The organism is Terrabacter sp. Ter38 (genome assembly GCF_024519435.1).
In the GTDB taxonomy this organism is placed as follows: Bacteria; Actinomycetota; Actinomycetes; order Actinomycetales; family Dermatophilaceae; genus Terrabacter.
On sequence record NZ_JALJRZ010000004.1, the window covers coordinates 240432 to 266133 of the forward strand.

Sequence of the window (25702 nt, forward strand, 5' to 3'; positions counted from 1 at the left end):
CACGTATGCCGTTTTCCTTACACGGACGATATGGCTCCCCTCCCTATCCTTGGGTCATGCGCGTGTTGGTCGTCGAGGACGAGCCCCTGCTCGCAGGCGCCATCCGGGACGGCCTGCGGCTGGAGGCGATCGCGGCCGACACCGCGGGAGACGGCGAGACCGCGCTGGAGCTGCTCGGCCTCAACACGTACGACATCGCCGTCCTCGACCGCGACGTCCCGGGGCCCTCGGGTGACGAGATCGCCAGCCAGATCGTGGCATCCGGCTCGGGCATGCCCATCCTGATGCTGACGGCCGCCGACCGGATCGAGGACAAGACCTCGGGCTTCGAGCTCGGCGCCGACGACTACCTCACCAAGCCGTTCGAGCTGCGGGAGCTCGTGCTGCGCCTGCGGGCGCTCGACCGCAGGCGCGGCCACAACCGGCCACCCGTCCGCGAGATCGCGGGACTGAGGCTCGACCCCTTCCGACGCGAGGTCTTCCGCGACGGCAGGTACGTCGGCCTGACCCGCAAGCAGTTCGCGGTGCTCGAGGTGCTCGTCGCCGCCGACGGTGGCGTGGTCAGCGCCGAGGAGCTGCTCCAGCGTGCCTGGGACGAGCACGCGGACCCCTTCACCAACGCGGTCCGCATCACCGTCTCGGCACTGCGCAAGCGGCTCGGCGAACCGTGGGCCATCGCGACCGTTCCCGGAGTCGGCTACCGCATCGACGGCGCGCCAGGCAGCGGTCGGGGCGGCGCCGGTGGCGAGGGCGGCCGACCTGCGGAACGGGTAGACGGTGGTTAGGAGACCCGGCCCGAGCGTCCGCCTCAAGCTCACCCTCAGCTATGCGAGCTTCCTCATGGTCGCGGGCATCCTGCTCCTCGCCACCGTGTGGGTGTTCCTGCTGCGCTACGTGCCCGAGCGGACCCGCACCGGGCCGGGTCTTCCCGGGCCCTTCAGCCCCACCCGCTCCGACCTGCTGGACGCCTTCGCGCCACGAGCCTTCCAGGCGCTGGGGATCCTGCTGGCCGTCGGCCTCGTCGGCGGCTGGCTCCTCGCCGAACGGATGCTCGCACCGCTCACGAGGATCACCGAGGCCACCCGCGCAGCAGCGGCCGGCTCGCTCTCGCACCGGATCCGGCTGGAGGGTCGCAATGACGAGTTCCGCGAGCTCGCAGACGCGTTCGACGCGATGCTCGCGCGTCTCGAGGCGCACGTCGCGGAGCAGCGGAGGTTCGCGGCGAATGCCTCGCACGAGCTGCGCACCCCGCTCGCGATCACCCAGACCCTGCTCGACGTGGCGCGCCAGGACCCCGACCGCGACCACGCGGAGCTGGTCGGCCGCCTCCACGACGTCAACGCCCGCGCGATCGGCCTGACCGAGGCCCTGCTCCTGCTCAGCCGTGCCGACCAGCGCTCCTTCACGCCCGAACGCGTCGACCTGTCGCTGTGCGCAGAGGACGCAGCGGAGACTCTCCTGCCACTGGCCGAGAAGCGCGGGGTCACCATCGTGACATCCGGCGAACCCAGTCCCACCCGCGGCTCGGTGACGCTCCTGCAGCAGCTGACGACGAACCTGCTGCACAACGCGATCGTCCACAACCTGCCCGATGGGGGCACCGCGTGGATCACGACCACTGCACGCCCGGACGGCGTGGTTCTCGCCGTGGAGAACACCGGCGAGCTCCTCGCCGCACCCTTCGTCGCCACGCTCACCGAGCCCTTCCAGCGGGGCGCCGGGCGCACCCGCACCCACGACGCGGGCGTCGGCCTCGGCCTCGCCATCGTGGACAGCATCACCCGGGCCCACGACGGGACGCTCACCCTCACCACGAGGCCGAGCGGCGGGCTCCGAGTCACGGTGCGGCTGCCCCTCGCCTGACCGCAGTCATGGCGGCTCCGACCTGATCCGGTCGACGTTCGTCTCGCGTGGACAGATGGTCAGGGCGTGGCTACTTTGGGCAGATCGTCGCGGGGGCGGTCAGCCTCCGCGGTCCGATCGAGAGGGCTGTCCCATGTCTCGTCACGTGAACCCCTTGGCATCTGCCATCACGGATCGGACGGCCTGACGTGGCCGGCGCGGGGCCGGAGCTCAAGCGGTCGCTCAACCAGCGGCAGCTGACGATGATCGCCATGGGCGGGGTCATCGGGGCGGGCCTGTTCGTCGGGTCGGGCACCGTCATCCACGACACCGGCCCGGCGGCATTCATCACCTACGCCCTGTGCGGCGTCCTCATCATCATGGTGATGCGGATGCTGGCCGAGATGGCCGTGGCCAACCCGTCCACGGGCTCCTTCGCCGACTACTCCCGCAAGGCACTCGGTGACTGGGCCGGCTTCTCCGTCGGCTGGCTCTACTGGTACTTCTGGGTCATCGTCGTGGGCTTCGAGGCCGTCGCCGGCGCCAAGGTCATCAACTTCTGGCTGCCAGGGGTGCCGACGTGGGTGCTGAGCCTCCTGCTCATGCTCCTCATGACGGGCACCAACCTCATCTCGGTCTCGTCCTTCGGGGAGTTCGAGTTCTGGTTCGCCGGGATCAAGGTCGCGGCGATCATCGTCTTCCTCGCCTGCGGAGCCCTCTTCGTGTTCGGGATCTGGCCCAACGCCGACCTCGACTTCAGCAACCTCACCGCGCACGGCGGCTTCTTCCCCAACGGCGGGCTGGCGGTCACCGCGGGTGTCGTGACGGTGATCTTCTCGATGGTGGGCGCCGAGATCGCGACGATCGCCGCGGCAGAGTCGGACAACCCGGAGCGGGCCGTCTCCAAGGCTGCGAACTCCGTCATCACCCGCATCGCGATCTTCTTCGTCGGATCGATCTTCCTGCTCGCGGTGATCCTGCCGTGGAACTCGGCCACCCTCGAGGCGTCGCCCTACGTCGCGGCCTTCCAGGAGATGGGAATCCCGTATGCCGACCACGTGATGAACGCGGTGGTGCTGACGGCCGTGCTCTCGTGCCTCAACTCCGGCCTCTACACGGCGTCCCGGATGCTCTTCGTGCTGGCCGCTCGCCGTGAGGCGCCCGCGTCGATGGTCTCGGTCAACTCCCGTGGCGTGCCGATGGTCGCCATCCTCGCCTCGTCGGTCGTCGGCTTCCTCGCCGTCATCATGGCCGCCGTGTCGCCCGACACCGTCTTCTCGTTCCTGCTCAACTCGTCCGGCGCCGTCATCCTCTTCGTCTACCTGCTCATCGCCGTCTCGCAGATCATCCTGCGCCACCGGGCCGACGCGTCGACGCTCAAGGTGAAGATGTGGTGGTTCCCCGCCCTGTCGGTCATCACCGCTCTGGGCATCATCCTCGTGCTCGTCCAGATGGGCCTGACGGAGGACGTGCGCATCCAGCTGGTTCTGAGCCTCGTGTCGTTCGGCATCGTGCTCATCCTCTTCTTCATCAACCGCGCCCGCATCGCGCGCCTGCCCGAGCGGGTCGCGCCCGACCACACGGGTGAGGCGCGTCGCGTGCTCGTGCTCGCCAACCAGACCCTCGAGGCCGACGAGCTGATGCGCGAGCTGCAGCGCATCGACGCGATGGGCAAGGCCACCTACTACGTGTGCGTCCCGGCCAGCGCCGTGGAGACGGGGACGGCCTCGACGCACGGCGCGGTGTCCGTCGCCGAGGCGACGACCGAGGCGGCCCAGGCGCGGCTGGACCGGACGCTCGACGCGCTCACCGCACATGACCTCGACGCCACCGGCGGGCTCGGCGACTACCGGCCGCTCCGCGCTCTCCGGGCGGCGGTCAACCACTTCGACCCTGACCAGATCGTCATCGTGACCCTGCCCGCCTCGGACTCGATCTGGCAGCGCTTCGAGGTCGTCGACCGGGCCGGCGAGCTCGGCCTGCCGGTGACCCACGTCGAGGCCGCCTCGCTCGTCACGCAGGCGTGAGCCGTGACCATCGTCGTCGCCTACACGGCGCAGGACAGCGGCACGTCGGCGCTCGAGCTGGCCGCCGTGCTGTCACGGTCGACGGGCGAGTCCCTCACCGTGGCCGTCGTCGTGACGACCCCTCACGCGGCCGGGGCCGCAGCGTTCGTCGACGGGGACTATCTCGCACCGCTCCGTGAGTGGGGCGAGTCGGTCCTCGAGCAGGCCCGGACGGCGCTGCCTCCGGACGTCGAGGCGAGCTTCGTCGTGCGGGCGGCATCGTCGATCCCTGCCGGTCTGCTCGAGCTCGCGGCCGAGGTCGACGCGGCCGCGCTCGTGCTCGGTTCGTCGAGCAAGGGTGCGCTGGGTCGCATCTCCTTCGGCAGCGTGACCGACCGGCTCGTGCACTCCGCACCTCTGCCGGTGCTCCTGGCCCCCCTCGGTTACCGACCCACTCCGGGCTCTCGCATCCGCCGGGTGAGCGTCGGCTTCGGCGGGTCAGCGGATGCGTCGCACGTCGCGGCCGCGGGGGCTCGAGTCGCAGAGGGCTTCGGTGCGAGCCTGCGGGCGGTGTCGTTCGCCGTCCGGCCGCCCAAGCGGATCTACGGCAGCGTCGAGGAGTCGGCCGACGACCTCGTCGTCGACCGGTGGGTGGCTCGCACGACGAGTGCACTCCGGGCCCAGGTGGGAGCCCACGACGCAGCCCTGGCCGAGCGTCTCGTCCGGTCGCTCGTCATCGGGGAGGGCGTCTCGTGGAGCACGGCGATCTGGGACGTCCAGTGGAGCGACGGCGACCTGCTCGTCGTCGGGCCGAGCTCGACCGCACCGGCAGCCCGGCTCTTCCTCGGCTCCCGCGCCTCGAAGATCATCCGGTCGGCACCGGTGCCGGTCTACCTCGTGCCGGCCCCCCGCGCCAGCTGAGTTGCCAACGGCGTCAGAGGGATCCGGCTGCTACCGAGCTGCGTGCGAGGTGAGCTGGCCGGCGAGGTAGGGCGCCGTCGCGCTCTCCTCGACGCCCGCGACCTGCTCGGGGGTGCCCGTCGCCACGACACGACCTCCGGCGTCGCCGCCGCCCGGGCCGAGGTCGATGACCCAGTCGGCGCTGATGATCGTGTCGAGGTCGTGCTCGACCAGGACGACGGTGTTGCCGGCGTCGACGAGCCGATGGAGCTGACGCAGCAGCAGGGCGATGTCCGCCGGGTGCAGCCCGGCCGTGGGCTCGTCGAGGAGGTAGAGGGCGTGCCCGCGTCGGGCCCGCTGCAGCTCGGTCGCCAGCTTGATCCGCTGGGCTTCCCCGCCGCTCAGCTCGGTGGCGGGCTGACCGAGACGCAGGTAGCCGAGCCCCACCTCGGTCAGGGTCGTGAGGCTGCGCGCGGCGGCCGGCACGTCGGCGAGGAAGTCGGCGGCCTCGTCGACGGAGAGGGCCAGCACGTCGGCGACGTTCTTGCCGCGGTAGGTGATCTCGAGGGTCTCGGCGTTGTAGCGCGCCCCGTGGCAGGTCGGGCACGGCGCATACGTCCCGGGCAGGAAGAGCAGCTCGACGGAGACGAAGCCCTCGCCCTGGCACGTCTCGCAGCGTCCTTCGGCGACGTTGAAGGAGAAGCGGCCCGCGCCGTAGCCGCGCTCGCGCGCCTCGGGGGTGGCGGCATACAGCCTGCGCACGGCGTCGAAGAGTCCGGTGTACGTGGCGAGGTTGGAGCGCGGGGTACGCCCGATGGGGCGCTGGTCGACGCGGACCAGCCGGTCGAAGGACTCGAGGCCGGTGGCGTCGTCGACGTCGATCTCGAGCTCCGTCTCCTCGGGGTCGTCGGGGCTCTGGCCGAGGTGGCGGCGCACGAGCTCGGAGAGCACCTGCGTGACGAGCGTCGACTTGCCCGACCCCGAGACGCCGGTGACGGCCGTCAGGACGCAGAGCGGGACGTCGACGGAGACGTCGTCGAGGTTGTGTCGGCTGATGCCGCGCAGGTGCAGCCATCCCTGGGGTTCGCGCTGCGGACGTGGGGGTCGTTCGGCGCGGCCGAACAGATGCTGCCCGGTCACGGATGCCTCGACGTGCTCGAGCCCGTCGACCGGGCCCGAGTAGAGCACGTGGCCGCCCTGCTCGCCCGCGCCCGGGCCGATGTCGACGACCCAGTCGGCTCGGCGGACGATGTCGAGGTCGTGCTCGACGACGAACAGCGAGTTGCCCGAGCGCTTGAGCGCGTCGAGCACCTCGAGCAACGGCGCGGCGTCCGCCGGGTGCAGTCCCGCAGACGGCTCGTCGAGGACGTAGACGACGCCGAAGAGACCCGACCGCAGCTGCGACGCGATGCGCAGGCGCTGCGCCTCGCCGGGTGAGAGCGTCGTCGAGCTGCGCCCGAGAGAGAGGTAGCCGAGCCCGAGGTCGAGCAGCACCTGGACGCGCGCGACGAGGTCGCTGCAGAGGCGTACCGCAACCTCGGTGGCCTCGCCGGACGCGGCGGACGACGTCGCCGCGCCGGCCTCGGTCAGCTCGGCGACCGGGCGGAGCAGCGTCGCGAGGTCGGTGAACGACAGCGCGTTGGTATGCGCGATGCTCAGTCCCCGGAAGGTGACCGCGAGGGCGTCCTCCCGCAGTCCCGTGCCGTGGCACGACGGGCACCGGACGCTGCGGACGAAGCGCAGGGCCTTGTCGCGCATCATCTGGCTCTTCGTGTCGGCGAGCGTGTGGCGGATGTGCTTGCGGGCGCTCCAGAAGGTGCCGTGGTAGTCGCGACCGGTGGTGTCGTCGGCCTCACCGCGACGGTCGATGAGCACCCGCGGCTGCTCGTCGGTGTAGAGCAGCCAGTCGCGGTCCGTGCGGGGGAGGTCGCGCCACGGCGTGTCGACGTCGATCCCGAGGGTCCTCGTGACGCGCACGAGGTTCTTGCCCTGCCAGGCGCCCGGCCACGCCGCGATCGCGCCGTCGCGGATGCTGAGCGACGTGTCGGGGACGAGCAGGTCCTCGGCCACGTCGTGGGCCTCGCCCAGCCCGTGGCACTGGGGGCACGCGCCGGCGGCCGTGTTGGGGGAGAACGCCTCGGCCTCGAGGCGGGTCGCGCCGTCGGGGTAGGTTCCGGCGCGCGAGTAGAGCATCCGCACGAGGTTGGAGAGAGTCGTCAGCGTGCCGACGGTCGAGCGTGAGCTCGGGGCGCCGCGGCGCTGCTGGAGCGCGACGGCCGGGGGCAGGCCGGTGATCTCCTGCACGTGCGGGGCGCCGACCTGCTGGAGCAGCCGGCGGGCGTAGGGCGCCACCGACTCGAAGTAGCGCCGCTGCGCCTCGGCATAGAGGGTGCCGAAGGCGAGGGAGGACTTGCCCGAGCCCGAGACACCGGTGAAGGCCACCATCGCGTCGCGCGGTAGGTCGACGTCGACGGTCTTGAGGTTGTGCTCGCTGGCTCCGCGGACGTGGACGAAGTGGTCGGTCGGGTCGAGGTGCACGTGACCTGTCTAGTCGCTCGGGCCCGGGCGGGCACCATCGGCCGTGGTCGGTCGGGTCAGTACTCGCCCTTGATGACGAAGTAGGAGCCTCGGATCGTGCCGGCGAGCTTCGACTTCTGGCGGGCGAACTTGAACCGGGAGGCGAGCTCCTCGGGGACCTCCATGCCGTCGGAGAGCTTGAACCCGACGGCGCGCTTGCCGGCCGGGTCGATCGCGTACATGACGTTGATCGCCAGCCCGGACTCGTAGAAGACGTAGGCCATCTTGAGCCCGTCGACCTCGAACGCCGTGGCCTCGAGGGGTCGCGACTCGATGGTGAGGTCACGCTCCTCCGCGAGGACGTGGTGGACGTAGTCGACGATCTCGCTCGCGTCTGCAGCGGGCTCGACGGTGAGGACGTGGTCGTACTTGTTCCTGTAGTAGCGCGCCTCGTTGGCCCGGAGGCCCGCCAGCGCCTCCGCGACGGGGGAGCTCTCGAGCCCCTCGGTGGACACGTCAACGAAGTCGACGACGTACGACACGGCATACCTCCTGGTCTCGGGGCTTCGTCGCCACAGTAGCGCCGTGCCCACGGGATGACCCCTCCACCGGACCGAGTCCGGTGGAGGGGTCATCCCGGGTCGTGCTCGGGAGCCCGTCAGTCGGCGATCTGGAGGGCCTTGATCTCGTCGCGGGCAGCCACGATCGCGGCGCGCTGGCGGGACACGACGGCACGGAAGCCGTCGCTGAGGTCGGCCTTCTCGGCCTTCTCGTACTCCGAGACCGCGTGGTCCTCGCCGGTCACGGCCGCTCCGAGGACGCCGCCTGCGTCGTCGCCGGTCAGGGCGTCCTTGAGCGAGATCCAGCCACGGTGCACGGTTGCTGCGACCGAGCCGCTCTCGTCGACGTCGTCGCCGTACTCGTGGCCCATCTCGACGATCTCGCGGCGGAAGCCCGCGCGCTGCTCGGAGAGCCGCTGCAGGGTGGTGGCCCACTCGGCGCGGTCGCTGTCCCGCAGTTTCTCTGCAGCCGAGGCGAATCCGCGCTCGCCGTCCTTCAGCGTCTCCACGAGGTCCTTGGCGACCTTCTCGTCATCCGACATGTGCACTCCTTCGGTCAGGTTGCTGGTCCTCCGAGTCCTACCCGACGGTGGTGCGGCCCAACCGCGGGCGGGCCCGCATCCGCATCTGCGTCGGGCGCGCCGCGAGTCGGTTCGCGCGGTGGGTGCTTCACGCGTAGCGATCTGATCCACACGCCTCGACGCGTAGAGTCGAAGAAGCATCCGGGCGTCTGGGAGGAGGCCACGACGATGACATCGGAATCGGTCGAGGACGAGCGCCAGTGGGCGGCCGAGAAGCGCGACTTCGTCGCTGCCCGACGTGATGAGCTCGCAGCGGAGCGCGACGCCGTCGCGGACGCGATGGACGCGCTCGCGGACGCGCGACAAGCTCGGCTGGACGAGCGAGAACGGCAGCTTGACGTCCGCGCGGCCGAGCTCGGATCTACAGGTGACAGTGTTGAATCGGCTGTTTCACGGGTTGCCGACCGGGCCGGCCGGGCGCGGGCGCGCCAGCACCGTGAGGAGATGGCCGCCGCACGCGATGCCTCCGAGGTCGACCGGGACCAGGCTGGCGAGCGACGGCTCGCTGCCAATCCGACGACCAGGTTGGCCGCTGCGTTCGCCGAGGTCGCCGAGCACCTCTACGCCGCCGACTCCTTCGACGAGGTCCTGTCGCGGATCGCCCAGGCTGCGGTGAGCACCGTCGCGGGATGCCAGATGGCCAGCGTGACCCTCAAGCAGGGAGGAGCGTTCCGGACGGCGGCGACCACGGCCCTGGCGGCATCGGCCGTCGACGAGGCGCAGTACGACGCACGCGAGGGCCCCTGCCTCGACGCGGTGGATGAAGCCCTCGTGTACGCGCGGGCCTTCCCCGACACCCGCTGGCCGACGCTGGCGTCACGTCCGGTCGACCACGGCGTCGAGTCCGCCGCCTCCTACCGCCTGGCCGCGCCGAGACTGTGGACCGACGGCGGAGGGGGATCGTTGAACACGTACGGGACCGAACCGGATGCGTTCAACGACGACGCGCGGAACATCGGTCTCATCCTGGCTGCGCACGCGGGCCTGGCCGCGGGAGCAGCCCACGACCGTCGCGACCTCACAGCTCTGGCCGGCGGGCTGCAGCAGGCACTCATGTCCAGGGACGTCATCGGTCAGGCCAAGGGGATCCTCATGGAGCGGCTGAAGCTCACCCCGGAGGATGCGTTCGACGTCCTGCGACGGACGTCCCAGCGGCTGAACGAGAAGCTCCGGTCGGTGGCCGTCACCGTGGCGCAGACGGGCGAGTTCGACAGCAGCGACACTCTGCGGGCGGACTCGGAGGCGTCCCGTCCCGCTGGGTGAGTCGGCAGGGCGGCCGGGCCTGACGCACCCGGCACACGACGGTGACGCTCCTGGTGCTGGTCAGCCGTAGCCGCCCGAGCCCGGCCAGCCCCGGACTGCGATGTACCAGACGGCCGACGTCAGCACGGCGCTGATGAGCAACGCGAAGAGCAGGCCCCCTGCGACGGGAAGGAACCAGCCGGGTGCGCGCCGGGACCGGACCGCGACGACCTTGACGACGACGGCACCGATGACGGCGCACCCGAGGATGCCGTGCACGACGGTGCGCGTGGAGACGGGCTCCCCGTCACGGAGCGTCCCCGACTCGAGGCCGAGGGCCCAGAGGCAGTGGTAGGCGACGACGACGACGAGCCCGAGGGCGACCGCGCCGCAGAGGCGGTGGGCGGTGCCGAGCCACGACGGGGCTCCGATGCCGAGCCTGCCGTAGAGCCAGAAGGCACCGATGAGCTGGAGCAGCGCGAGCACCCCGATCACGACGGACAGCACGACCTTCATGTCGATCACCGTGCGGAAGCCGAACGTGGTCGTGCCGGCGAGCGTCGGGTCGTGGACCGTGCCGAAGATCCCGACGAGCAGGGCGACGACGGCGCCCGCGGCGAACGCCGCCAACGGGATCGCCAGGCTCTTCGCAGGCTTGCTGTCAGCCATGGGTTCAGGATCCTCCTGCCCGGCCCGTGCGGGGGAGGAACGGGCCAAGACCGAGTCCGTCGCCCGAGGCGCGATGGCGAGGCGTGGCGTGCACGAGCCGGTCAGTGCGCGCAGGCTGACCGGCCCCACGCCGACCAGGGTTGCGCCGGCGAAACGGCTCAGAGGCCGACGGCCGTGACGCTAGTCGGACGACAGCTCGTGCACGAGCCAGGCGAGGGCCGCGCCGTTCGCGAGGACGGTGAGCCAGAAGACGGTGCGGAAGGGCTGCTTGATCGTCTTGTGTCGGAAGACGTGCCGGGCGACGAGCCCTCCCGGCCAGCCGCCCAGGAGGTCGACCGTGTGCAGGGTGGACTCGGGCGTACGCCGTTTGCCGCTGACCGATGCCGCGGACTTGTCGGCGCGGTACATGGCGAAGGCGGTGACGCTGAGCAGGAGGTAGGCGACCGGCATCCAGGCAGGGAGGATGTTCCGCGCCACGAGGAACCCCAGGAGGCCGAAGAAGAGGATCACGACGGCGAGCGCCAGCAGGCTGCCGCGCGCTCGGGGGCGTCCACGCCGGTGGCCGCCGTGCTCGTCTGCAGGCATCTCCTGGGCTCCTCGGCCGTGGATCGTCGGGCCGGACAGCCTGGCTCGAGGGGGGAGCGAGTCGTCCTGATCGGCATTATGCGTCCCGTGCTGCTGCCCGCGGCGAGGATTCGCCAACGACGGTCGGGTCGGCGGCGCGGCCGATCCGGGCGAGCGGCCGTCAGGCGGACTGGGCCGGGCGCACCGGGTAGCGCAGGTGCGTCACACCGACCCCGGCGATGACGCTCGGGTCCCCGAGGACGGCCGGGGTCGTCTCGAGATGGTCGAAGAGCCGCACCCCGGAGCCGAGCAGCAAGGCGGCGACGTCGATCTGGAGGTAGTCGACCAGTCCGGCGTTGAGCAGCTGCTGGATCGTGTCGGCGCCGTGGACGCCGACGGATTTCGCACCGGCGGCGTCCTTGGCCTGGCGCACGGCGCTCTCGAGGCCGTCCGTCACGAAGTGGACGGTCGAGTCGGGCCGGGGCCACCCGTCCGGGACGTCGTGCGTGACGACGAAGGCCGGGCCCCACGCGTGGTTCCCGCCCCAGCCCTGGGCGACCTCGAAGGTGCGGCGTCCGGTGAGGACGGCCCCGAGCTGGGGCGTGAGCTCGCGGAGGTGCCGGGCGCTCGGCTCGGACACCCTGAACGTCATGGGGTCCGAGCCGCCCGTGGTGAACTCGACGTCACCGGAGGCGAAGTACCAGTCGAAGACCTGCATCACGTCGTCGTCGGGACCGGCGACGAAGCCGTCGAGCGACATGGACATGATGGCGACAACGTCGGACATGGTGGTGGTTCCTCTCCACTGTGGGTGCGTGTGACCTGCTCTCACTCTGGCAACGAACGGGACCGCCTCGGTCGGACAGCGACCTGCGAACTCGTCCCGCGACGGCGCCCGGTCTCTCCCGGCGAAGGGCCCAGGACCCGGGTGCGGTGGGCGCCGGGGTCAGCGCCAGAACTCGGCGAGGTGCGCCGCGAGGTCGAGGCCCTGGTCGTAGCCGCCCCGCGCGGCAGGCAGGCGCGTCGACGGGTCGAGCGCGTTGGCGCCGAAGACGTCACCCGCGCGGCTGTCCGGAAAGACGGTCTCGACGCTGCTGCCGCCCGCCCTCAGCTCCGCGACCTGACTGGCCAGGTCCATGCCCCACTCGAGCGGCATGCGCGTCCGGCCGCTGAAGGGGGACAGCACGACAACCCGCCCGTGGCCGGCAGCGAGGTCGGCGTTCTCGCTGCGCCGGTAGCCGCCGTTGAGGTAGTGGTGCTCGCCGATCCGGTAGGGCGTCATGGCCGAGGTGCTGGCAGCAACGGCGTCCACGAGGTCGACACCGCTGTCCCGGTCGAAGACGACGGGCTCCCCGGTGTCCGCATCGACGGCGGCGATGAGGACGCGTTGTCGCGGCCAGTCGTGGTGCGGGAGCCGGGCCGCGACGATGTCGCGCCATCGCGTCGGCTCGGACGGGCTGGCCGCCTCCCGCTCCAGGGCAGCCGCACCCATCCGGCGACGCATGTCGTATGCGCTCTCCGACGTCGCGATGATCGTGTCCGACCACTCCAGGTAGTTCGGGCCCGAGGCGTTCGGTGCGCCTCGTCGGTGGGCCGCGCCACCGCGTGACGGTGGCGGGGGCGCCTCGGCGAGGATGGCGGCATACAGCTCGGTGGGGCGGGCGGCGCCCGTGATCTGGGCGGCCACGGTGGACCCGGCCGAGGTGCCGACGACGAGGTCGGCCTCGGTGAGGTCGACCCCGGCGTCCGAGAGCCCGGCGATGAGGCCGAGCTCCCACGCGTTGCCGGCAGCTCCCGCGCCCGCCAGCACGAGGGCGCGCTGGTCGGGATGGGCGGGTTCGCTTGTGGGCTTGGCTGGTTGGGGGGTCGACCAGTTCCCGTGCCGTGGGTTCCGTGGCGCCGACGAGGAGGTGGTGTCCATGGGAATGCCTTTCGCGGGGTGCTCGGAGGGCGTCCCAGTGGCGGCTACGTCAGTCGCGCGATCGTGGACTTCGGGGGAGCGCCCGGTGCGGTTGCTGCGTTCACGGGTCTCACCTCCTGCCGACGGATCACGATCCCTCGGACGGTAGCAGTCCGACGACGCAGTGAGCATCGTCTTGCGACCACGGGCGTCCTGCCACCTTCCGGGCCGTATCTCGGCGGGGGCTCGGGGAGCGTCACCCCTGTGGGGCGCCTCTGTCAGCATGTGTTGACGGCCTGGGTGTCGTCAGCATATGCTGACAGGCGTGACCAGGACCGCCACGGACCTTGCAGGCGACCTCGACAGCTCCGACCCGAGGGTCGGACTGCGGGCCGTTGCCGCGCTGGGTCGGCTGCTCGACCAGCTCGAGGCTCTGCACGTGCGCAACGCCCGGGGCAAGGGCTGGTCCTGGCAGGAGATCGCCGACGCGCTCGGTGTCTCGAAGCAGACCGTCCACCGCAAGCACGCCCGGAGGTAGACCATGTTCGAACGCTTCGCCCAGGATGCGCGCGCCGTCGTGGTCTCGGCCCGAGTCCGCGGCCGCGACCTCGGAGCCGAGGACGTGCGCCCGGTGCACCTCCTCCTCGCACTGACAGAGGAAGGCAGCGCGGTCGCAGACGTGCTCGCCGCCCACGGCGTCACGACCGATGCCGTCGCCGAGTGCCTGGGTGTGGCGCCACCTCAGCAGGGGGTTCCGCTGGGCGAGGAGGACGCGGCGGCGCTGCGATCACTCGGCATCGATCTCGACTCCATCCGTGAGGCGGCCGAGCGTCGCTTCGGCCACGGGGCACTCGACGAGCCGGTCACCGGAGCGACCCGGGACGCGGGCCGCACCGCTCTGTCGCGAGAAGCCGCTGACGCCGACTCACGAGACGCCGAGGGCTGGTTCGGGTGGGGTGGTCGCATCCGGTTCGGACGTGGTTCGAAGACGGTCCTCGAGCTGGCACTGCGCGAGGCGATCGGCGCCGGCGACCGCGAGATCCGCACCGAACACATCGCCCTCGGGCTGCTGCGCGCCGACGACGAGGCGGTGACCCTGCTGATGCGGACCATCGGCGCCGACCCCCTGGCCCTGCGCGCTGAGCTCCTGGACCTCGGCCGCCGCGCCGGCTGATCGGCACGCGCGAGGCGAGGCGGTGCCGCCCTGTCCAGATCAGGCCGGCCTCGCACCTGGGGCAGTTCATCCCTTGCGGCGCCGGCGACTGCGTCATCGCTGACGGATGTGTGCGAAACGGTGTCAGACCGGGCCATTCCGGCGCTAACGTCTTGAGGTCGGAAAGTCTTCGGCCCTAAGGGGGAGCCGTGCGTACTACCGGATGGCGAGTTGGTGCGTGGGTGACGGTGCCGATCGTCGGGGCGTTGTCCTTTGCCCCGGTCGGTTCGGCGTCGACGCAGCTGAATCCGAAGGTGGAGCATGTGCTGCTGCTCAGCCTCGACGGGTTTCACGACGTCGACCTGACGACCTACGTCGCGGCGCATCCGACGTCCGCCCTGGCGGAGGTCGTGGCACGGGGACGTCGCTACTCGAACGCGGCGGCCCAGACACCGTCTGACTCGTTTCCCGGCACGCTCGCCATGGCGACAGGTGGGTCACCGCGGTCGACCGGGGTCTACTACGACGTGTCCTGGGACAACAGCCTCTCGCCGGCCGGCTCCGACTGCAGCACGCGGGGCGCCCTCGTTCCGTTCAACCAGACGATCAACGTCAACGCCAACACGGGCGACAGCGTCGCCGACATCAACCCGGCCAAGCTGCCGCGCGACCCGGACCACGGGTGCAGCATCGTCTATCCGCACCAGTTCCTCAAGGTGAACACGATCTACGAGGTGGCCCACGCGGCGGGGCTGCGCACGGCAGTCGCCGACAAGCACCCGAGCTACGAGATCCTGTCCGGTCCCTCCGGGACCGGCATCGACGACTTCTACGGTCCCGAGTTCAACGCCGCCAAGGCCGACATCACGAAGATCATGGCCAACGACGAGCTCAAGGTCAGCGCAGTGCTGAACGAGATCGACGGGCTCGACCACGACGGCACCGCGGTCGTCGGCGTCCCAGCCATCTTCGGCATGAACTTCCAGGCACCGAACATCGGGCAGAAGTTCTCCGGCTACGTCGACGGCGCCGGCACGATTCCCCAGAGCGTCACCACCATCGGGCCCCTCGCCGGGAGTGCCCCCGGGCTGGCGCAGGCGCTCGACTACGTGGACGGCGCGGTCGGCCGGATGCTGGATCGGATCGAGTCCGACGGGCTGATCGGCGACACGATGATCATCCTGACCGCCAAGCACGCCAACAGCCCGGTCGACCGGTCCAGCCTGCGGTGGATAGACCCATCCGGCTTCGCTCCGCTCATCAACAGCGTCCAGCCCGGGTTGACCGCACAGGTGACGGCGGACACGATGGCGCTCATCTGGCTCAAGGATCGCACCCGGGCAGCCGACGTGGCGGCCGTGCTCGAGGCGAACGCCGCGACGGTGGGGGCCAGCACCGTCACCAGCGGTGCCGCAGTTGCTGAGCTCTTCGCCGGGCAGCTCGGCGGCAACGCGAGCCGGATCCCCGACGTCGTCGTGCAGCCGGCGACCGGGGTCGTCTGTGCGGCGCCGAATGCGAAGCTGGTCGACCACGGCAGCGGCAGCGCCGAAGACACCCACGTCCCTCTGGTGATCATCGAACCCGGTCGCAAGGGCGGTCGGACCCTCAGCTGCCCCGTCTCGCTGCGACAGATCGCGCCGACCGTCCTGCGCGCCCTCGGGCTCAGGGAGGACCTGCTCGACGCTGTTCGACTGGAAGGGACGCGGCGACTGACGAACGGCGACGACTGTTGAGCCGGCCTGCCATGGGCTGCCCAGCCTCGAGTGCATCCGGACCCGGTCGATGACGTACGTCTGGGTCGTCGTCGGCGTGCTGCTCGTCGTCGGCCTCGGCATGATCGTGTGGGCTTCGCAGTCGGGGCCGGGACGGTCCGGGCAGGACCTCTCGGCACGGCGGAGCAGGGAGACGCAGGTCGGCGCGCTCCTCGTGGCCGTCTCGCTCGGCGTCCTCGTCGTCGCCTACCTCACGGCCAACTGGCCCTAGGGGCGGCTCGCCTACCGTCGGCGCGGCTACGGGGGCGGCCGGGCACGTAGGCTCCGTCCCATGGCTGAGTCTCCTCGCATCACGTACGTCCTCATCGACGGGGAGAACATCGACGCCACGCTCGGGACCTCGATCCTGGGACGGCGCCCGCGCCCGGAGGAGCGACCGAGGTGGGAACGGCTCCTCCAGTTCGCGCAGGAGCTGTGGAACCAGCCGGCCGCCGGGCTCTTCTTCCTCGCCGCCAACAACGAGCTCCCGATGCCGTTCGTCCAGGCGCTGATGGCCATCGGCTACCGGCCCGTCCCCCTCTCCGGAGCGCCGGGCGAGAAGGTCGTCGACATCGCCATCCAGCGGACGCTCGTCGAGATCCGTCAACGCCGTGCGGACGTGCTCCTCGTCAGCAACGACGGGGACTTCGTCGACCAGGTGGGCGATCTGCTGGACGGTCGGCGGGTGGGCGTCGTCGGGTTCCAGGAGTTCCGCAGCAACACGTTCCTGGAGCTGACGGCCCAGGGTCTGGCCACCTTCGACCTCGAGTACGACGTGCAGGCGTTCAGGGAGTCGCTGCCGCGCATCCGGGTCATCGCGATCGAGGACTTCGACCCGGCCGACTTCCTCTAGCCACGCCGTGCGCCGTCATCGGTCGAGAAGGCGCCTCAGCTTGTCGGGCGCGCAGAACCGGTAGCTCTCGGTCACCAGCTCGGCGACCTCGTCCCAGTCGGTGCCATCGTCGAGCACCATGCCGACGACGGTCGGTGACCAGGGCGGCCGGTAGAACGGTGGCCCCGCGTTGATGAGGGCCGACAGCTCGTCGCCGGACGAGCGGAAGGTCAGCACCGTGGTCGGCTCGGTCACCCCGGTCACGTCGCGGTAGGCCGAGGTGTATCCCTCCTGGGCCACGAGGACGTGGGCGAACGTCTTGGCCCGGACCCGCCAGCGTATGCCGGTCCAGGCGTCCTCCTCGTAGGCGTCGGGCAGTGCCAGCGCCCTGGACCCGATGCGCGCGACGACGTCTCCGGAGGGCTCGATGCGCGGCGGCCTGGACACGGCCTGAGTCTGCCAGCGCCCGCCGACAGCCGGCCGCTCGTCCGGGCGCGTGCCCGTGGCCGCTACTAGTCTCAGGGTGTGCCCGAGTTCAGCTGGCGACCGGCCAACGACGCGACGATCGCGGACGTCGAGGTCGTGTTCGATGCGGGCGGCGCCGCCAAGTGCCGCTGTCAGGCGCTCAAGGTCCCGGGCTGGATCTGGCGCGACACGACCCAGGACGAGCGCGACGCCGCGCTCCTGGAGCAGGCCGGCTGCGGCACGAGCGGCCCCACGTCCGGACTCGTCGGCTACGTCGACGACGAGCCCGCTGGTTGGGTCGCGGTCGAGCCGCGAGAGAACTACCCGAGGATCTGGGCCCGGCAGAAGGCGTGGATGCGGATGGACCCCGAGCTCGAGGGGGTCTGGTCGGTCACCTGTTTCGTCGTGCGCAAGGGCTTCCGTCGACAAGGACTGATGTACGAGCTCGCCGCCGCCACCGTCGAATACGGAAGACAGGTCGGCGCTCGCGTCCTCGAGGGCTACCCGACGGAGCCGCCTCCCGGGAAGACCGTGATCTGGGACGAGGCGTCGGTCGGGCTGCTCCAGGTCTTCCTCGACGCCGGCTACGAGGTCGAGGCCTCGCCCACCCTCCGCCGGAGGGTGGTGCGGCACCGACTCGGTGCGTCGACCTGAAGGTCGGATGCCCCTGAGCGGATCCGACCTCCCCGCTCAGAGGGCCGTCAGGAGACGGCCTGCTTCACCAGCTCGATGATCTTCTTCTCCTCGGCCGGTCCGATCGTGAGGATCGCGAACGCGGTCGGCCACATGTTGCCGTCGTCGAGGTGCGCCGTCGGATCGAAGCCGATCGTGGAGTACCGGACCTTGAACTTCGTCGCCGGCTGCATGAACACGCAGACCTTGCCCTCACGCGCCCATCCCGGCATGCCGTAGTACGTCTTCGACGCGAGCACGGGGGCGTGCTCGCGCACGATCGCGTCGATCTTCTCTGCCATCGCCCGTTCGTCGTCGGGAAGCTGGGCGATGGCATCTGCGAGGGCCCGGTCGAGGTCCTCCTGCTTCTGTGACGCCTTGCGCTCGGCGGCGGCCGCTTTCATCGCGGCGCGTTCCTCGGCACTGAACCCGCTCTTCGTCTTCTTCTTGGTCTCAGCCATACCGCCTACGCTGCCGAACACGGGGCGGCCTGTCGAGCGTCCGAACCCTGCGTGCATCCGACGTCCTGACTCCGTGCTGCGGATCTGATGGCGCGGCCCGCCAGCACCGGGGTCGGGACCGCGGCCAGTCCTGCACATCTCCCCAGGAAGACGGATCAGGCCCCTGCTGGGTTGATCGTGTCGGCACCGATCCCGCCCCGCCGACCCCTGGTTGACCATGAGGCGGCCGCGGGGGTACGGGTTGGACAGGACGTAGCGGTAGACCCAGGCCCACGAGGAGAAGCGAAATGAGCTCAGTCGAACGGCCCCCGACCATCGTGCGCTGGACCCTGCGGCTCGAGGAGACGGCCGCGCTCGACGGCGCCGTGCAGGTGCTCGAGCCGACGATACGATCCGCGTTCGGCACCGGCCGGCGCGGCTCCGTGCTGCGCGGCGAGTGGTTGGGTCACTCGATCCACCCCGTGCTCACCGACGTCGTCCTCGGCACCTGGACCTCGGCCACCGTGCTCGACCTCTTCGGTGGCCGTGAGTCGTCCGCGGCGGCCCAGAGGCTCGTGGGCACCGGCCTCCTCGCAGTGGCACCGACAGCGTGGGCCGGATGGGCCGAGTGGTCGGCAGCGGGGTCGCGCGACAAGCGGGTGGGCATCGTGCACGCGGCGACCAACGCCGTGGCGATCGGCGTGTATGCCGCGTCGTGGGTCGCGCGGCGACGGGGTCGGCACGGCACCGGTGCCGGTCTGGCGCTCGCCGGCGCAGCCATCTCGGGGGTGGGCGCCTACCTCGGCGGGCACCTGACCGAAGCCCGCAAGGTGGCCAGCCACGACCCGGCATACGACGAGGCTCCACCGCAGGCCCAGCCCCCCACCCCCGTGGACGCGACTTTCGGCTGAGAGCGCTGTCAGCGCGCCGCCGGACACGTGTCACTGCAGGGGGAACGGCGACTGCGACCACCATGGCCGTGGGTCGACGCTCACCTCCTCGACCCACTTGACCCACCAGAAGCCGCGGCGTCCGGGGGCGACCAGCCTGACCGGCGCGCCGTGACCGGGCGAGAGCGGGGCGCCGCCGACGTGGGTGGCGAGCAGCAACGCGGAAGCATCCTCGGCGGGGAACAGCCGGGTGTAGCCGGTCACCGAACGCACCACGATCGACCCGTGGTCCGGCGTCCCGAGCAGCGCGTCGAGCGGGACGCCGCGCCAGGCCTGCTCGGCCCACCAACCGCCCGTGCAGTCCAGGACCGTCGCCCGGGTCGTGCCCGCCATCGCGAGCAGGTCGCGGTAGGGCACCCGCAGCGTCGAGGCGTCCGGCCCGCCGACGAGCAGCTCGTAGGCCGTCACGTCGACGCGGGGCACGCCGTCGGTGAACCACTGGGTCACCGGCATCGCGGCGGGCACACCGGATCCGACCTCGTAGGACCCGGTTGCGCGACGGCGGGCACCGGGCAGACCCGCTCCCGTCGAGACGGACTCCACCGCGCCGTAGACGAGTGCCGAGGCGCCTCCAACGGCCAGGGCTCGCAAGGCGGTCCGCCGGGACACGTCGGTCGCCCGGAGCCGCTGCCGTCGCCGGACCACGTGGAGCAGCGCGAACGGCACCGCAGCCACCGCGGAGGCCACGTGCACGGCGAGCACGTTGACCCCCGCGATCTCGACCGGACCGAGCGTGGCGTGCACGAGCCCCGAGAGCAGGGTGACCATGACGACGAGCGAGAAGGCGATCGCGGCAGCGTGCCGGCGCCGACGACGCATCCCGCGCCGCACGATGACGCTCTTCCACGGGGCGAGCACGAGGATGCCCAGGCCCAGGATGCCGTGGGTGATGCTGACCGCCAGGGACCCCGGCGAGCTCTCGACGCCGAAGGCCAGCCAGCCCGTCACGAAGGCCCCTGACAGGAGCACCAGGAGTGCGATGTTGGTCTGCCGGCTCGGCCGGGACGAGGCGACCATCCGTCCAGTGTGCGTCCGAAGGCGCAGGACGGGAACGGCCGGCGTAGCGTTCCGACCATGAGCGACTGGAATGACAAGGTCATCGCCGAGTTCCGGGGCAACGGCGGGAAGGTCGGGGGCAACTTCGAAGGTGCGCCCCTGCTCCTGCTCCACACCACCGGCGCCAAGTCGCGGGAGTCCCGCGTGAACCCGATGATGTACCAAGCCGTCGACGGAGGCTGGGCCGTCTTCGCGTCCTACGCCGGCCTCGACGTGAATCCGGCGTGGCTCCACAACCTCAAGGCCCACCCCGACGTGGCGATCGAGGTGGGCGCCGAGGGTGAGGTCGAGACGATCGACGTGCACGCGAAGGTCATGACCCCCGAGGACCGCGAGCCGGTCTGGGAGGAGCAGAAGCGCCGCTACCCGGGCTTCGCCGAGTACGAGCAGAAGACCGACCGGGTCATCCCGGTCGTCCTCCTGACGCGCCGCTGACGCCGCCGCTGGCGCCCGAGCGCCGGTCAGGCGGCGACCGTCGCCAGCTCGGCCAGGTCGGCGTCGGTCAGCTCGAGCTCGGCGACGGCCATGTTCTCCTCGAGGTGCGCGACCGACGACGTGCCCGGGATGAGCAGCACGTTGTCGGCGCGGGCCAGCAGCCAGGCCAGGCCGACCCTCGCCGCCGGCACGCCGCGGCGCTCCGCCACGGCCTGGACGGCCTGCTGGTCGACGACCTTCGGTAGGTGCGGGAAGGCCGACCCGAGCGGGAAGTAGGGCACGTACGCGATCCCGGCCGACGTGCACGCGTCGAGGACGTCTGCGTCTGTCTGGTCGACCAGGCTGAAGGGGTTCTGCACGCACACGATCTCCGTGATCGTCTGCGCCGCAGCGAGATCCGCAGCCGACACCGTCGAGAGGCCGACCCCGGCGATCTTGCCTTCGTCGCGCAGGGCGGCGAGCTCGGCGACCTGGTCCTCGAGCGGCACCTCACCGGCACCGGGCGCGTCGGCGTCCATCCGACGCAGGTTCACCGCCGTCAGGCGGTCGACCCCGAGGGCGCGCAGATTCGCCTCCACGTCGGCGCGCAGCTCTGCAGGCTTCTGGGCCGGCAGCCACGCGCCGGCCGAGTCACGACGCGCCCCCACCTTGGAGACGAGAGCGAGGTCGTCGGCATACGGGTGGAGGGCCTCGCGGATCAGCTCGTTGCTGACGTCGGGCCCGTAGAACTGGGCCGTGTCGATGTGGTTGACGCCGAGCTCGACGGCTCGGCGGAGCACCCGCAATGCCTCGTCGCGGTCACGGGGCGGTCCCAGGACCCCGGCGCCAGGGAGCTGCATGGCGCCGAAGCCCACGCGTCGGACGGTGCGGTCTGCCAGGGGGAAGGTATCGGTCATCCCATCGACGCTAGGTGTTGGAGTGCGCTCCAACGCAAGGCCGCCGGCCCAGGCGCTACTTCCGTTCCGAGCCGCTGGCCCCTCCTGGGCCGCGCGGTCGCCGAGACTTCACCGGCCCGTCGGCGCGATCTTCCACGCCGTTCACGGGATCCGAAGGGTTCTCCCAGACTCCGCCGAAAGTGTGGAGAGGTCTCAACTCACCCACCCCGGGCACTCACACCGGGCGCACGAGAGGCTTCTCCGTGAACACTCCCACCATCGTCAAAGCGGGGCTCGTCGGCACCCTCGCCGCGGCCGCCGCCTTCGCCCTCGGCGGCTCGTCGGCCGACGCGCACGGCGGCCTGCCCGTCGTCAACGTGACGCATGCCAACCCCAAGTTCGGCGTCCAGAACAACGTCCTCACCCCGTCGGCCAGCCAGACGTCCGTCGCCTGGGGCAACTTGCCGCTGACGAACCCCGACACCGCCGACGGCGTGACCCACTACGGCTTCAACACCCTCGACGGTGCGCCTCTGACGCAGACGAAGAACGAGGCCCACAAGACGGAGCCCGACAAGAACGTCTACCTCGTCCTCGGCGGAAGGCACTACCTCTACCAGGGCCACGAGACCGGCCCGCGCGGCTACGTCACGCGCATCAACCTCGACGAGACCGACCCCCTCAAGAGGGTCACGTTGGTCTCCGACACCGACGTCGCGGGCAACGCCTACCCGACGATCGACGGCATCACCTGGGACCCGTTCACCCGCCAGCTCCTCCTCACGGCCGAGTCGAGCGCCCCCAAGGGTGGCGTCTTCGCCGTCGGCCTCGACGCGAACGGCGACCCGGTCGACGGCGGCAGGGCGACGCGGCTCGCGGCGCTCGGCTCCGGTGGCTTCGAGGGCATCCAGAACGACGCCGCCGGCAACGTCTGGATGCTCGAGGACATCGGCGGAGCCGGCTCGAGCGGCGGGAAGGTGCCCAACAGCTTCGTCTACCGCTTCGTGCCGGACGACAAGAACGACCTCGCCCGGGGAGGCACGCTCCAGGCCCTGCAGATCAAGCGCTCCGACGGCACACCGGCCACGACGTCGCAGCTCCAGGCGAACCCGTCCGATCCCTTCATCAGCCAGCTGCACACCTACGGCTCGTCCTTCCGGACGACGTGGGTGACGATCCACACCGGCACGGGCGACGCGTTCGACGCGACGGCTGCGGCGAAGGCCGCGAACGCGACGCCGCTCAAGCGCCCCGAGAACGGCGTCTTCCGGCCCGGCACGGGATTCAAGGAGTTCTACTTCACCGAGACCGGTGACACGAGCACCTCCAGCACCCTCCCCGGCGCGTACGGCGGCGTCTTCCGCATCTCGCAGGCGAGCTCGACCTCCGACACCGGCCGCATCTCGATCGCCGCGGTCGGCGACGTCGAGCACACCGGGTTCGACAACATCGCCTTCGCGACGAAGGACGACCTGCTCGTCGTCGAGGACGCCGGCGACGGCCTCCACACCCAGCGCAACGCGCTCGACTCGGGCTACGTCTTCAACCTCGCCGACGGTCGCGAGCAGGAGCGGTCGTATGCCGCCGGGCCGAGTCGTGCTCCGAAGCCCGTCCGTTTCCTGGCGGAGGGCCGCGACGCGTCCGCGACGTTCGACTCGATGAGCGGCCCGTCCTACAACGACGGCGACAACGAGATCACCGGCATCCACGTCTCCGACGGCGACCCGACGGTCGGCGGTCTGCTCGGCGCCAAGCTGCCCCAGCCCACGACATCGGCCTCCTGGCGGACGTTCTGGACCCAGCAGCACGGTGACAACACGACGTGGGAGATCAGCTGGAACGGCGACCGCCAGCACTGACGGTCCGCTGACCGACCACCCGGTTGGGGTATCGCTGCCGCAGCATCTGCGGTGCGCCTACCTCGACCGGGTGGTCGGACTGCCGGGTCAGATGCCGTTCGCGGCCTCGATGAGGGTGGTGGCGGCGAAGCGGAGGCCTTCGAGCTGGTCCAGCTCCTGGTCCTCGTGCTCGATGTTGACGGGCATGTCCGGGTCGATCTTGTGCAGGGCCCGGAGGAACTCGGTCCAGTAGGGCGTGTCGTGGCCGCGGCCGACCGCGACGAAGTCCCACGACGGGGTCTTGGGCCAACCGCTGAGGGTCGTGCCGCCGCCGAGCGGCAGGTAGCCAGGCTGGCCCTCGGCGACCCGGTGGAAGGAGTCGTCGATGACGCCGTTCACCTTGGCGGCGTCGTTGATGCGCGTGTCCTTGGCCGCGGCGACGAAGACGAGCTCGCCGAGGTCGGCCACGGCGAGGACGGGGTCGATGCCCTGCCAGAAGAGGTGGCTCGGGTCCATCTCGGCGCCGACGTGGGTCGCGTTGGTCTCGGCGACGAGGCGGTGCAGGGTCCGCGCGTTGAAGACGATGTTGCCCGGGTGCATCTCGATGGCGACGCGGACGTCCGCCGCGGCGGCCCGGGCCTGGATGTCCTTCCAGTAGGGCACGGCGACGCTCCACTGGTGGTCCTGCACATCGAGGAAGGGACTCCACCACGGGAGCGGGTTCCACACGGGGACAGAGGTGCCCGGCTCGCCGCCAGGAGCGCCGGACATCGTGATGACGCGCGGGACGCCGAGGAGCGCGGCGAGCTCGATCGAGTCGACGAGGTCCTGCGAGTGCGGGAAGCCGGCAGCCGGGTGCAGCGGGTTGCCGTTGCAGTTGAGGGCGGTCAGGGTCAGGCCGCGCGAGCTGAACTCGCCGAGGTAGTCCTGCCGGGCCTGCTCGCTCGCCCGGAGGTCGTCGACGGGCAGGTGGATGGGCGGCAGGAAGCCGCCGGAGTTGATCTCGACGCTCGTGAGCCCGAGGCTCGCGATCAGGTCGAGGGCCTCGCCGAGGGGCTTGTCGCCGAGGCAGGCGTTGTAGGCGCCGAGCTGCATGGTCGTACCTTTCGAAAGCGTCGGGGGTGGTGAGGGATTCGAGCGCGTGTCAGGCGAGCGAGACGGACGCCCCGTCGGCCGCGGCCGAGCGGGTGACCGCGTCGATGATGGTGAGGTCGCGCAGGCCGTCCTCGAAGGTCGCGACGGGCGGCAGACCCTCGATGCCGGCGACCTGCTCGAGGAAGGCGCGGCACTGGTAGCCGAAGAGGTCGCCGACACCGAAGGAGACGCCGGGGAAGTCCATCGGCAGGCCGCCCTTGACGTAGGGGTGGGCCGGGCCGGCGAGCACCTGGTTGTAGCCGTCGAGGCCGTCGTCGCGCAGCTTGCGGATGACGGAGAACTCGGCGGGTCGGTCCATGTCCCATTTCGCGGCGCCGTGCTCGGCCATGAGGTCGAAGGCGAGCGAGTTCGCGTGGCCCGGCGCGATGCGCGAGATCGAGAAGGTGCCGAGGGCGCCGGACTCGAAGTGCGCGGTGAAGGTCGCGACGTCGTCGTTCTCGACCGGTTCGCGCACATCGGACAGCTCGGCCCTGGCGTGGCCGTAGGTCGTGCCGAGCGGCACGGCGCGCTCCGTGACCTTCGTCGTGAACGTCGCGCCGCTCACGGAGTCCATGGGCCCGCAGAGGAACTCGGCGAGGTCGATGAGGTGGCTGCCGATGTCGGCGAGGGCTCCGGTGCCGGGACCGCCCTTGTAGCGCCACGCCATCGGGGTCTCCGGGCTGCGGGCGTAGTCGCACCAGTAGCGGCCGTTGAAGTGGCTGACCTCGCCGAGCTCGTCGCGCAGCAGGTCGCGGATCGCGGCGACGGCGGGCTGGCGCCGGTAGACGAAGGCCGTGCCGGTCGCGAGCTCCGGGTGCTTCTCGGCCGCGGCGATCATGGCCCGGGCGTCGTCGATGCTCGCCGCGATCGGCTTCTCGCAGAGCACGTGCTTGCCGGCGTCGAGGAGGGCCTCGACGATCTCGCGGTGCAGGTGGTTGGCGACGACGACGCTGACGACCTGGACGTCGTCGGCCGTCAGCAGCTCGCGCCAGTCGGCGCCGTGGCGTTCGTAGCCGTAGCGGGCGGCAGCGTCCTTGGCGACGGCCTCGTTCGCGTCGATGACGGCTGCGTACCGGATGGGCGGCAGCGGCGGGTCGAAGAGCGTGGGGGCGGTGCGGTAGCCGGCACAGTGCGCCCGCCCCGCCATGCCTGCGCCGATGACGGCGACGCCGATGGGTGACTGCGTCATGGGATGTACCTCTCTGGACATCTCGGTCTGGGTGCGCAACACGCTCGTTTTAAAGCGCTTTAAGTTACGATGGCTCCAGTGTGCTGAGCGCCGCCCGCGCCTGTCAACACTTTGTTCTGACAATCTGTCCT

27 protein-coding genes are annotated in these 25702 nt (G+C 70.9%); 14 read left to right on the top strand and 13 right to left on the bottom strand.

Translation table 11 applies throughout. The annotated features are described in order from the left end of the window. Nucleotides 1-56: 56 nt before the first annotated feature. From NR112_RS10915 to NR112_RS22905, 4 genes are all read left to right on the top strand, one after another. Nucleotides 57-785, top strand: a complete 729-nt coding sequence (locus tag NR112_RS10915) for a response regulator transcription factor (RefSeq protein ID WP_256794273.1) — start codon at nt 57-59, stop codon at nt 783-785. Beyond that, on the top strand, nt 778-1863 hold the full coding sequence (locus tag NR112_RS10920; RefSeq protein ID WP_256794275.1) for a HAMP domain-containing sensor histidine kinase: 1086 nt from the start codon (nt 778-780) through the stop codon (nt 1861-1863). The genes NR112_RS10915 and NR112_RS10920 overlap by 8 nt, the downstream gene beginning before the upstream one ends. 188 nt (nt 1864-2051) lie before the next feature. Continuing rightward, nucleotides 2052-3869, top strand: a complete 1818-nt coding sequence (locus tag NR112_RS10925; RefSeq protein ID WP_256794277.1) for an amino acid permease — start codon at nt 2052-2054, stop codon at nt 3867-3869. Between the two features lie 3 nt (nt 3870-3872). Continuing rightward, nucleotides 3873-4769 (top strand): universal stress protein, encoded by an 897-nt coding sequence (locus tag NR112_RS22905; RefSeq protein ID WP_256794279.1) that lies wholly within the window; start codon nt 3873-3875, stop codon nt 4767-4769. A gap of 30 nt (nt 4770-4799) precedes the next feature. Here the strand turns inward: NR112_RS22905 and uvrA are convergent, their stop codons facing one another. From uvrA to NR112_RS10945, 3 genes are all read right to left on the bottom strand, one after another. Then, nucleotides 4800-7286 carry an excinuclease ABC subunit UvrA gene (gene uvrA / locus NR112_RS10935; RefSeq protein WP_256794281.1) on the bottom strand — a complete coding sequence of 829 codons (2487 nt, stop codon included), beginning with the start codon at nt 7284-7286 and terminating at the stop codon, nt 4800-4802. A 56-nt stretch (nt 7287-7342) separates the two neighbouring features. Continuing rightward, nucleotides 7343-7807: a phage tail protein gene (locus tag NR112_RS10940; RefSeq protein ID WP_256794503.1), complete on the bottom strand. Its 465-nt coding sequence runs from the start codon at nt 7805-7807 to the stop codon at nt 7343-7345. A gap of 116 nt (nt 7808-7923) precedes the next feature. Beyond that, the gene (locus NR112_RS10945) at nt 7924-8367 is read right to left on the bottom strand and encodes a PA2169 family four-helix-bundle protein (RefSeq protein WP_256794283.1); all 444 of its coding nucleotides are present in this window, start codon (nt 8365-8367) and stop codon (nt 7924-7926) included. 207 nt (nt 8368-8574) lie between these two features. Between NR112_RS10945 and NR112_RS10950 the strand changes: the two genes are divergently transcribed. Further along, nucleotides 8575-9669: an ANTAR domain-containing protein gene (locus NR112_RS10950; protein WP_256794285.1), complete on the top strand. Its 1095-nt coding sequence runs from the start codon at nt 8575-8577 to the stop codon at nt 9667-9669. Between the two features lie 60 nt (nt 9670-9729). On the opposite strand, the gene NR112_RS10955 is transcribed toward NR112_RS10950, so the two are convergent. The 4 genes from NR112_RS10955 to NR112_RS10970 all read right to left on the bottom strand — a co-directional run bounded on the left by NR112_RS10955 (nt 9730) and on the right by NR112_RS10970 (nt 12802). Further along, a complete protein-coding gene (locus NR112_RS10955) occupies nt 9730-10317 on the bottom strand; it encodes a DUF6529 family protein (RefSeq protein WP_256794287.1) in 588 nt (195 codons plus the stop codon). Nucleotides 10318-10497: 180 nt separating this feature from the next. Beyond that, entirely contained in the window at nt 10498-10902 is a 405-nt protein-coding gene (locus NR112_RS10960; protein ID WP_256794289.1) for a DUF1294 domain-containing protein, read from the bottom strand. A gap of 160 nt (nt 10903-11062) precedes the next feature. After that, on the bottom strand, nt 11063-11668 hold the full coding sequence (locus NR112_RS10965; protein ID WP_256794291.1) for a dihydrofolate reductase family protein: 606 nt from the start codon (nt 11666-11668) through the stop codon (nt 11063-11065). A 159-nt stretch (nt 11669-11827) separates the two neighbouring features. Next, nucleotides 11828-12802 carry a patatin-like phospholipase family protein gene (locus NR112_RS10970; protein WP_256794293.1) on the bottom strand — a complete coding sequence of 325 codons (975 nt, stop codon included), beginning with the start codon at nt 12800-12802 and terminating at the stop codon, nt 11828-11830. Between the two features lie 292 nt (nt 12803-13094). Here NR112_RS10970 and NR112_RS10975 point away from each other — a divergent pair, with 292 nt between their 5' ends. The 5 genes from NR112_RS10975 to NR112_RS11000 all read left to right on the top strand — a co-directional run bounded on the left by NR112_RS10975 (nt 13095) and on the right by NR112_RS11000 (nt 16538). Next, the gene (locus NR112_RS10975; RefSeq protein ID WP_256794295.1) at nt 13095-13319 is read left to right on the top strand and encodes a helix-turn-helix domain-containing protein; all 225 of its coding nucleotides are present in this window, start codon (nt 13095-13097) and stop codon (nt 13317-13319) included. A gap of 3 nt (nt 13320-13322) precedes the next feature. After that, entirely contained in the window at nt 13323-13955 is a 633-nt protein-coding gene (locus NR112_RS22540; protein WP_306217045.1) for a Clp protease N-terminal domain-containing protein, read from the top strand. 293 nt (nt 13956-14248) lie between these two features. Beyond that, the gene (locus NR112_RS10990; protein WP_256794296.1) at nt 14249-15667 is read left to right on the top strand and encodes an alkaline phosphatase family protein; all 1419 of its coding nucleotides are present in this window, start codon (nt 14249-14251) and stop codon (nt 15665-15667) included. A gap of 49 nt (nt 15668-15716) precedes the next feature. Continuing rightward, nucleotides 15717-15917, top strand: coding sequence for a hypothetical protein (locus NR112_RS10995; RefSeq protein ID WP_256794297.1), 201 nt, complete (start codon nt 15717-15719; stop codon nt 15915-15917). Between the two features lie 60 nt (nt 15918-15977). After that, complete coding sequence (locus NR112_RS11000) at nt 15978-16538, top strand: NYN domain-containing protein (RefSeq protein ID WP_256794299.1); 561 nt, start codon at nt 15978-15980, stop codon at nt 16536-16538. Nucleotides 16539-16553: 15 nt separating this feature from the next. Here the strand turns inward: NR112_RS11000 and NR112_RS22910 are convergent, their stop codons facing one another. Continuing rightward, nucleotides 16554-16964 carry an MmcQ/YjbR family DNA-binding protein gene (locus NR112_RS22910; protein ID WP_256794301.1) on the bottom strand — a complete coding sequence of 137 codons (411 nt, stop codon included), beginning with the start codon at nt 16962-16964 and terminating at the stop codon, nt 16554-16556. A gap of 78 nt (nt 16965-17042) precedes the next feature. Here NR112_RS22910 and NR112_RS11010 point away from each other — a divergent pair, with 78 nt between their 5' ends. Further along, nucleotides 17043-17636 (top strand): GNAT family N-acetyltransferase, encoded by a 594-nt coding sequence (locus tag NR112_RS11010; protein WP_256794303.1) that lies wholly within the window; start codon nt 17043-17045, stop codon nt 17634-17636. 47 nt (nt 17637-17683) lie between these two features. Here the strand turns inward: NR112_RS11010 and NR112_RS11015 are convergent, their stop codons facing one another. Further along, a complete protein-coding gene (locus NR112_RS11015; RefSeq protein WP_256794304.1) occupies nt 17684-18115 on the bottom strand; it encodes a hypothetical protein in 432 nt (143 codons plus the stop codon). Nucleotides 18116-18402: 287 nt separating this feature from the next. Between NR112_RS11015 and NR112_RS11020 the strand changes: the two genes are divergently transcribed. Then, a complete protein-coding gene (locus NR112_RS11020; RefSeq protein WP_256794305.1) occupies nt 18403-19005 on the top strand; it encodes a DUF2231 domain-containing protein in 603 nt (200 codons plus the stop codon). A gap of 30 nt (nt 19006-19035) precedes the next feature. Here the strand turns inward: NR112_RS11020 and NR112_RS11025 are convergent, their stop codons facing one another. After that, entirely contained in the window at nt 19036-20061 is a 1026-nt protein-coding gene (locus NR112_RS11025) for a molybdopterin-dependent oxidoreductase (RefSeq protein ID WP_256794306.1), read from the bottom strand. A 57-nt stretch (nt 20062-20118) separates the two neighbouring features. Between NR112_RS11025 and NR112_RS11030 the strand changes: the two genes are divergently transcribed. Then, nucleotides 20119-20535: a nitroreductase family deazaflavin-dependent oxidoreductase gene (locus NR112_RS11030; RefSeq protein ID WP_256794307.1), complete on the top strand. Its 417-nt coding sequence runs from the start codon at nt 20119-20121 to the stop codon at nt 20533-20535. 26 nt (nt 20536-20561) lie between these two features. Here NR112_RS11030 and NR112_RS11035 read toward each other — a convergent pair whose 3' ends face one another. Continuing rightward, nucleotides 20562-21431: an oxidoreductase gene (locus NR112_RS11035; RefSeq protein WP_256794308.1), complete on the bottom strand. Its 870-nt coding sequence runs from the start codon at nt 21429-21431 to the stop codon at nt 20562-20564. A 242-nt stretch (nt 21432-21673) separates the two neighbouring features. Here NR112_RS11035 and NR112_RS22915 point away from each other — a divergent pair, with 242 nt between their 5' ends. Then, the gene (locus NR112_RS22915) at nt 21674-23269 is read left to right on the top strand and encodes an alkaline phosphatase PhoX (protein WP_256794309.1); all 1596 of its coding nucleotides are present in this window, start codon (nt 21674-21676) and stop codon (nt 23267-23269) included. 87 nt (nt 23270-23356) lie between these two features. Here NR112_RS22915 and NR112_RS11045 read toward each other — a convergent pair whose 3' ends face one another. Together NR112_RS11045 and NR112_RS11050 are read right to left on the bottom strand one after the other, a co-directional pair. Next, on the bottom strand, nt 23357-24343 hold the full coding sequence (locus NR112_RS11045) for a sugar phosphate isomerase/epimerase (RefSeq protein WP_256794310.1): 987 nt from the start codon (nt 24341-24343) through the stop codon (nt 23357-23359). Nucleotides 24344-24392: 49 nt separating this feature from the next. Beyond that, nucleotides 24393-25571 (bottom strand): Gfo/Idh/MocA family protein, encoded by a 1179-nt coding sequence (locus NR112_RS11050; protein ID WP_256794312.1) that lies wholly within the window; start codon nt 25569-25571, stop codon nt 24393-24395. Between the last annotated feature and the right edge of the window lie 131 nt (nt 25572-25702).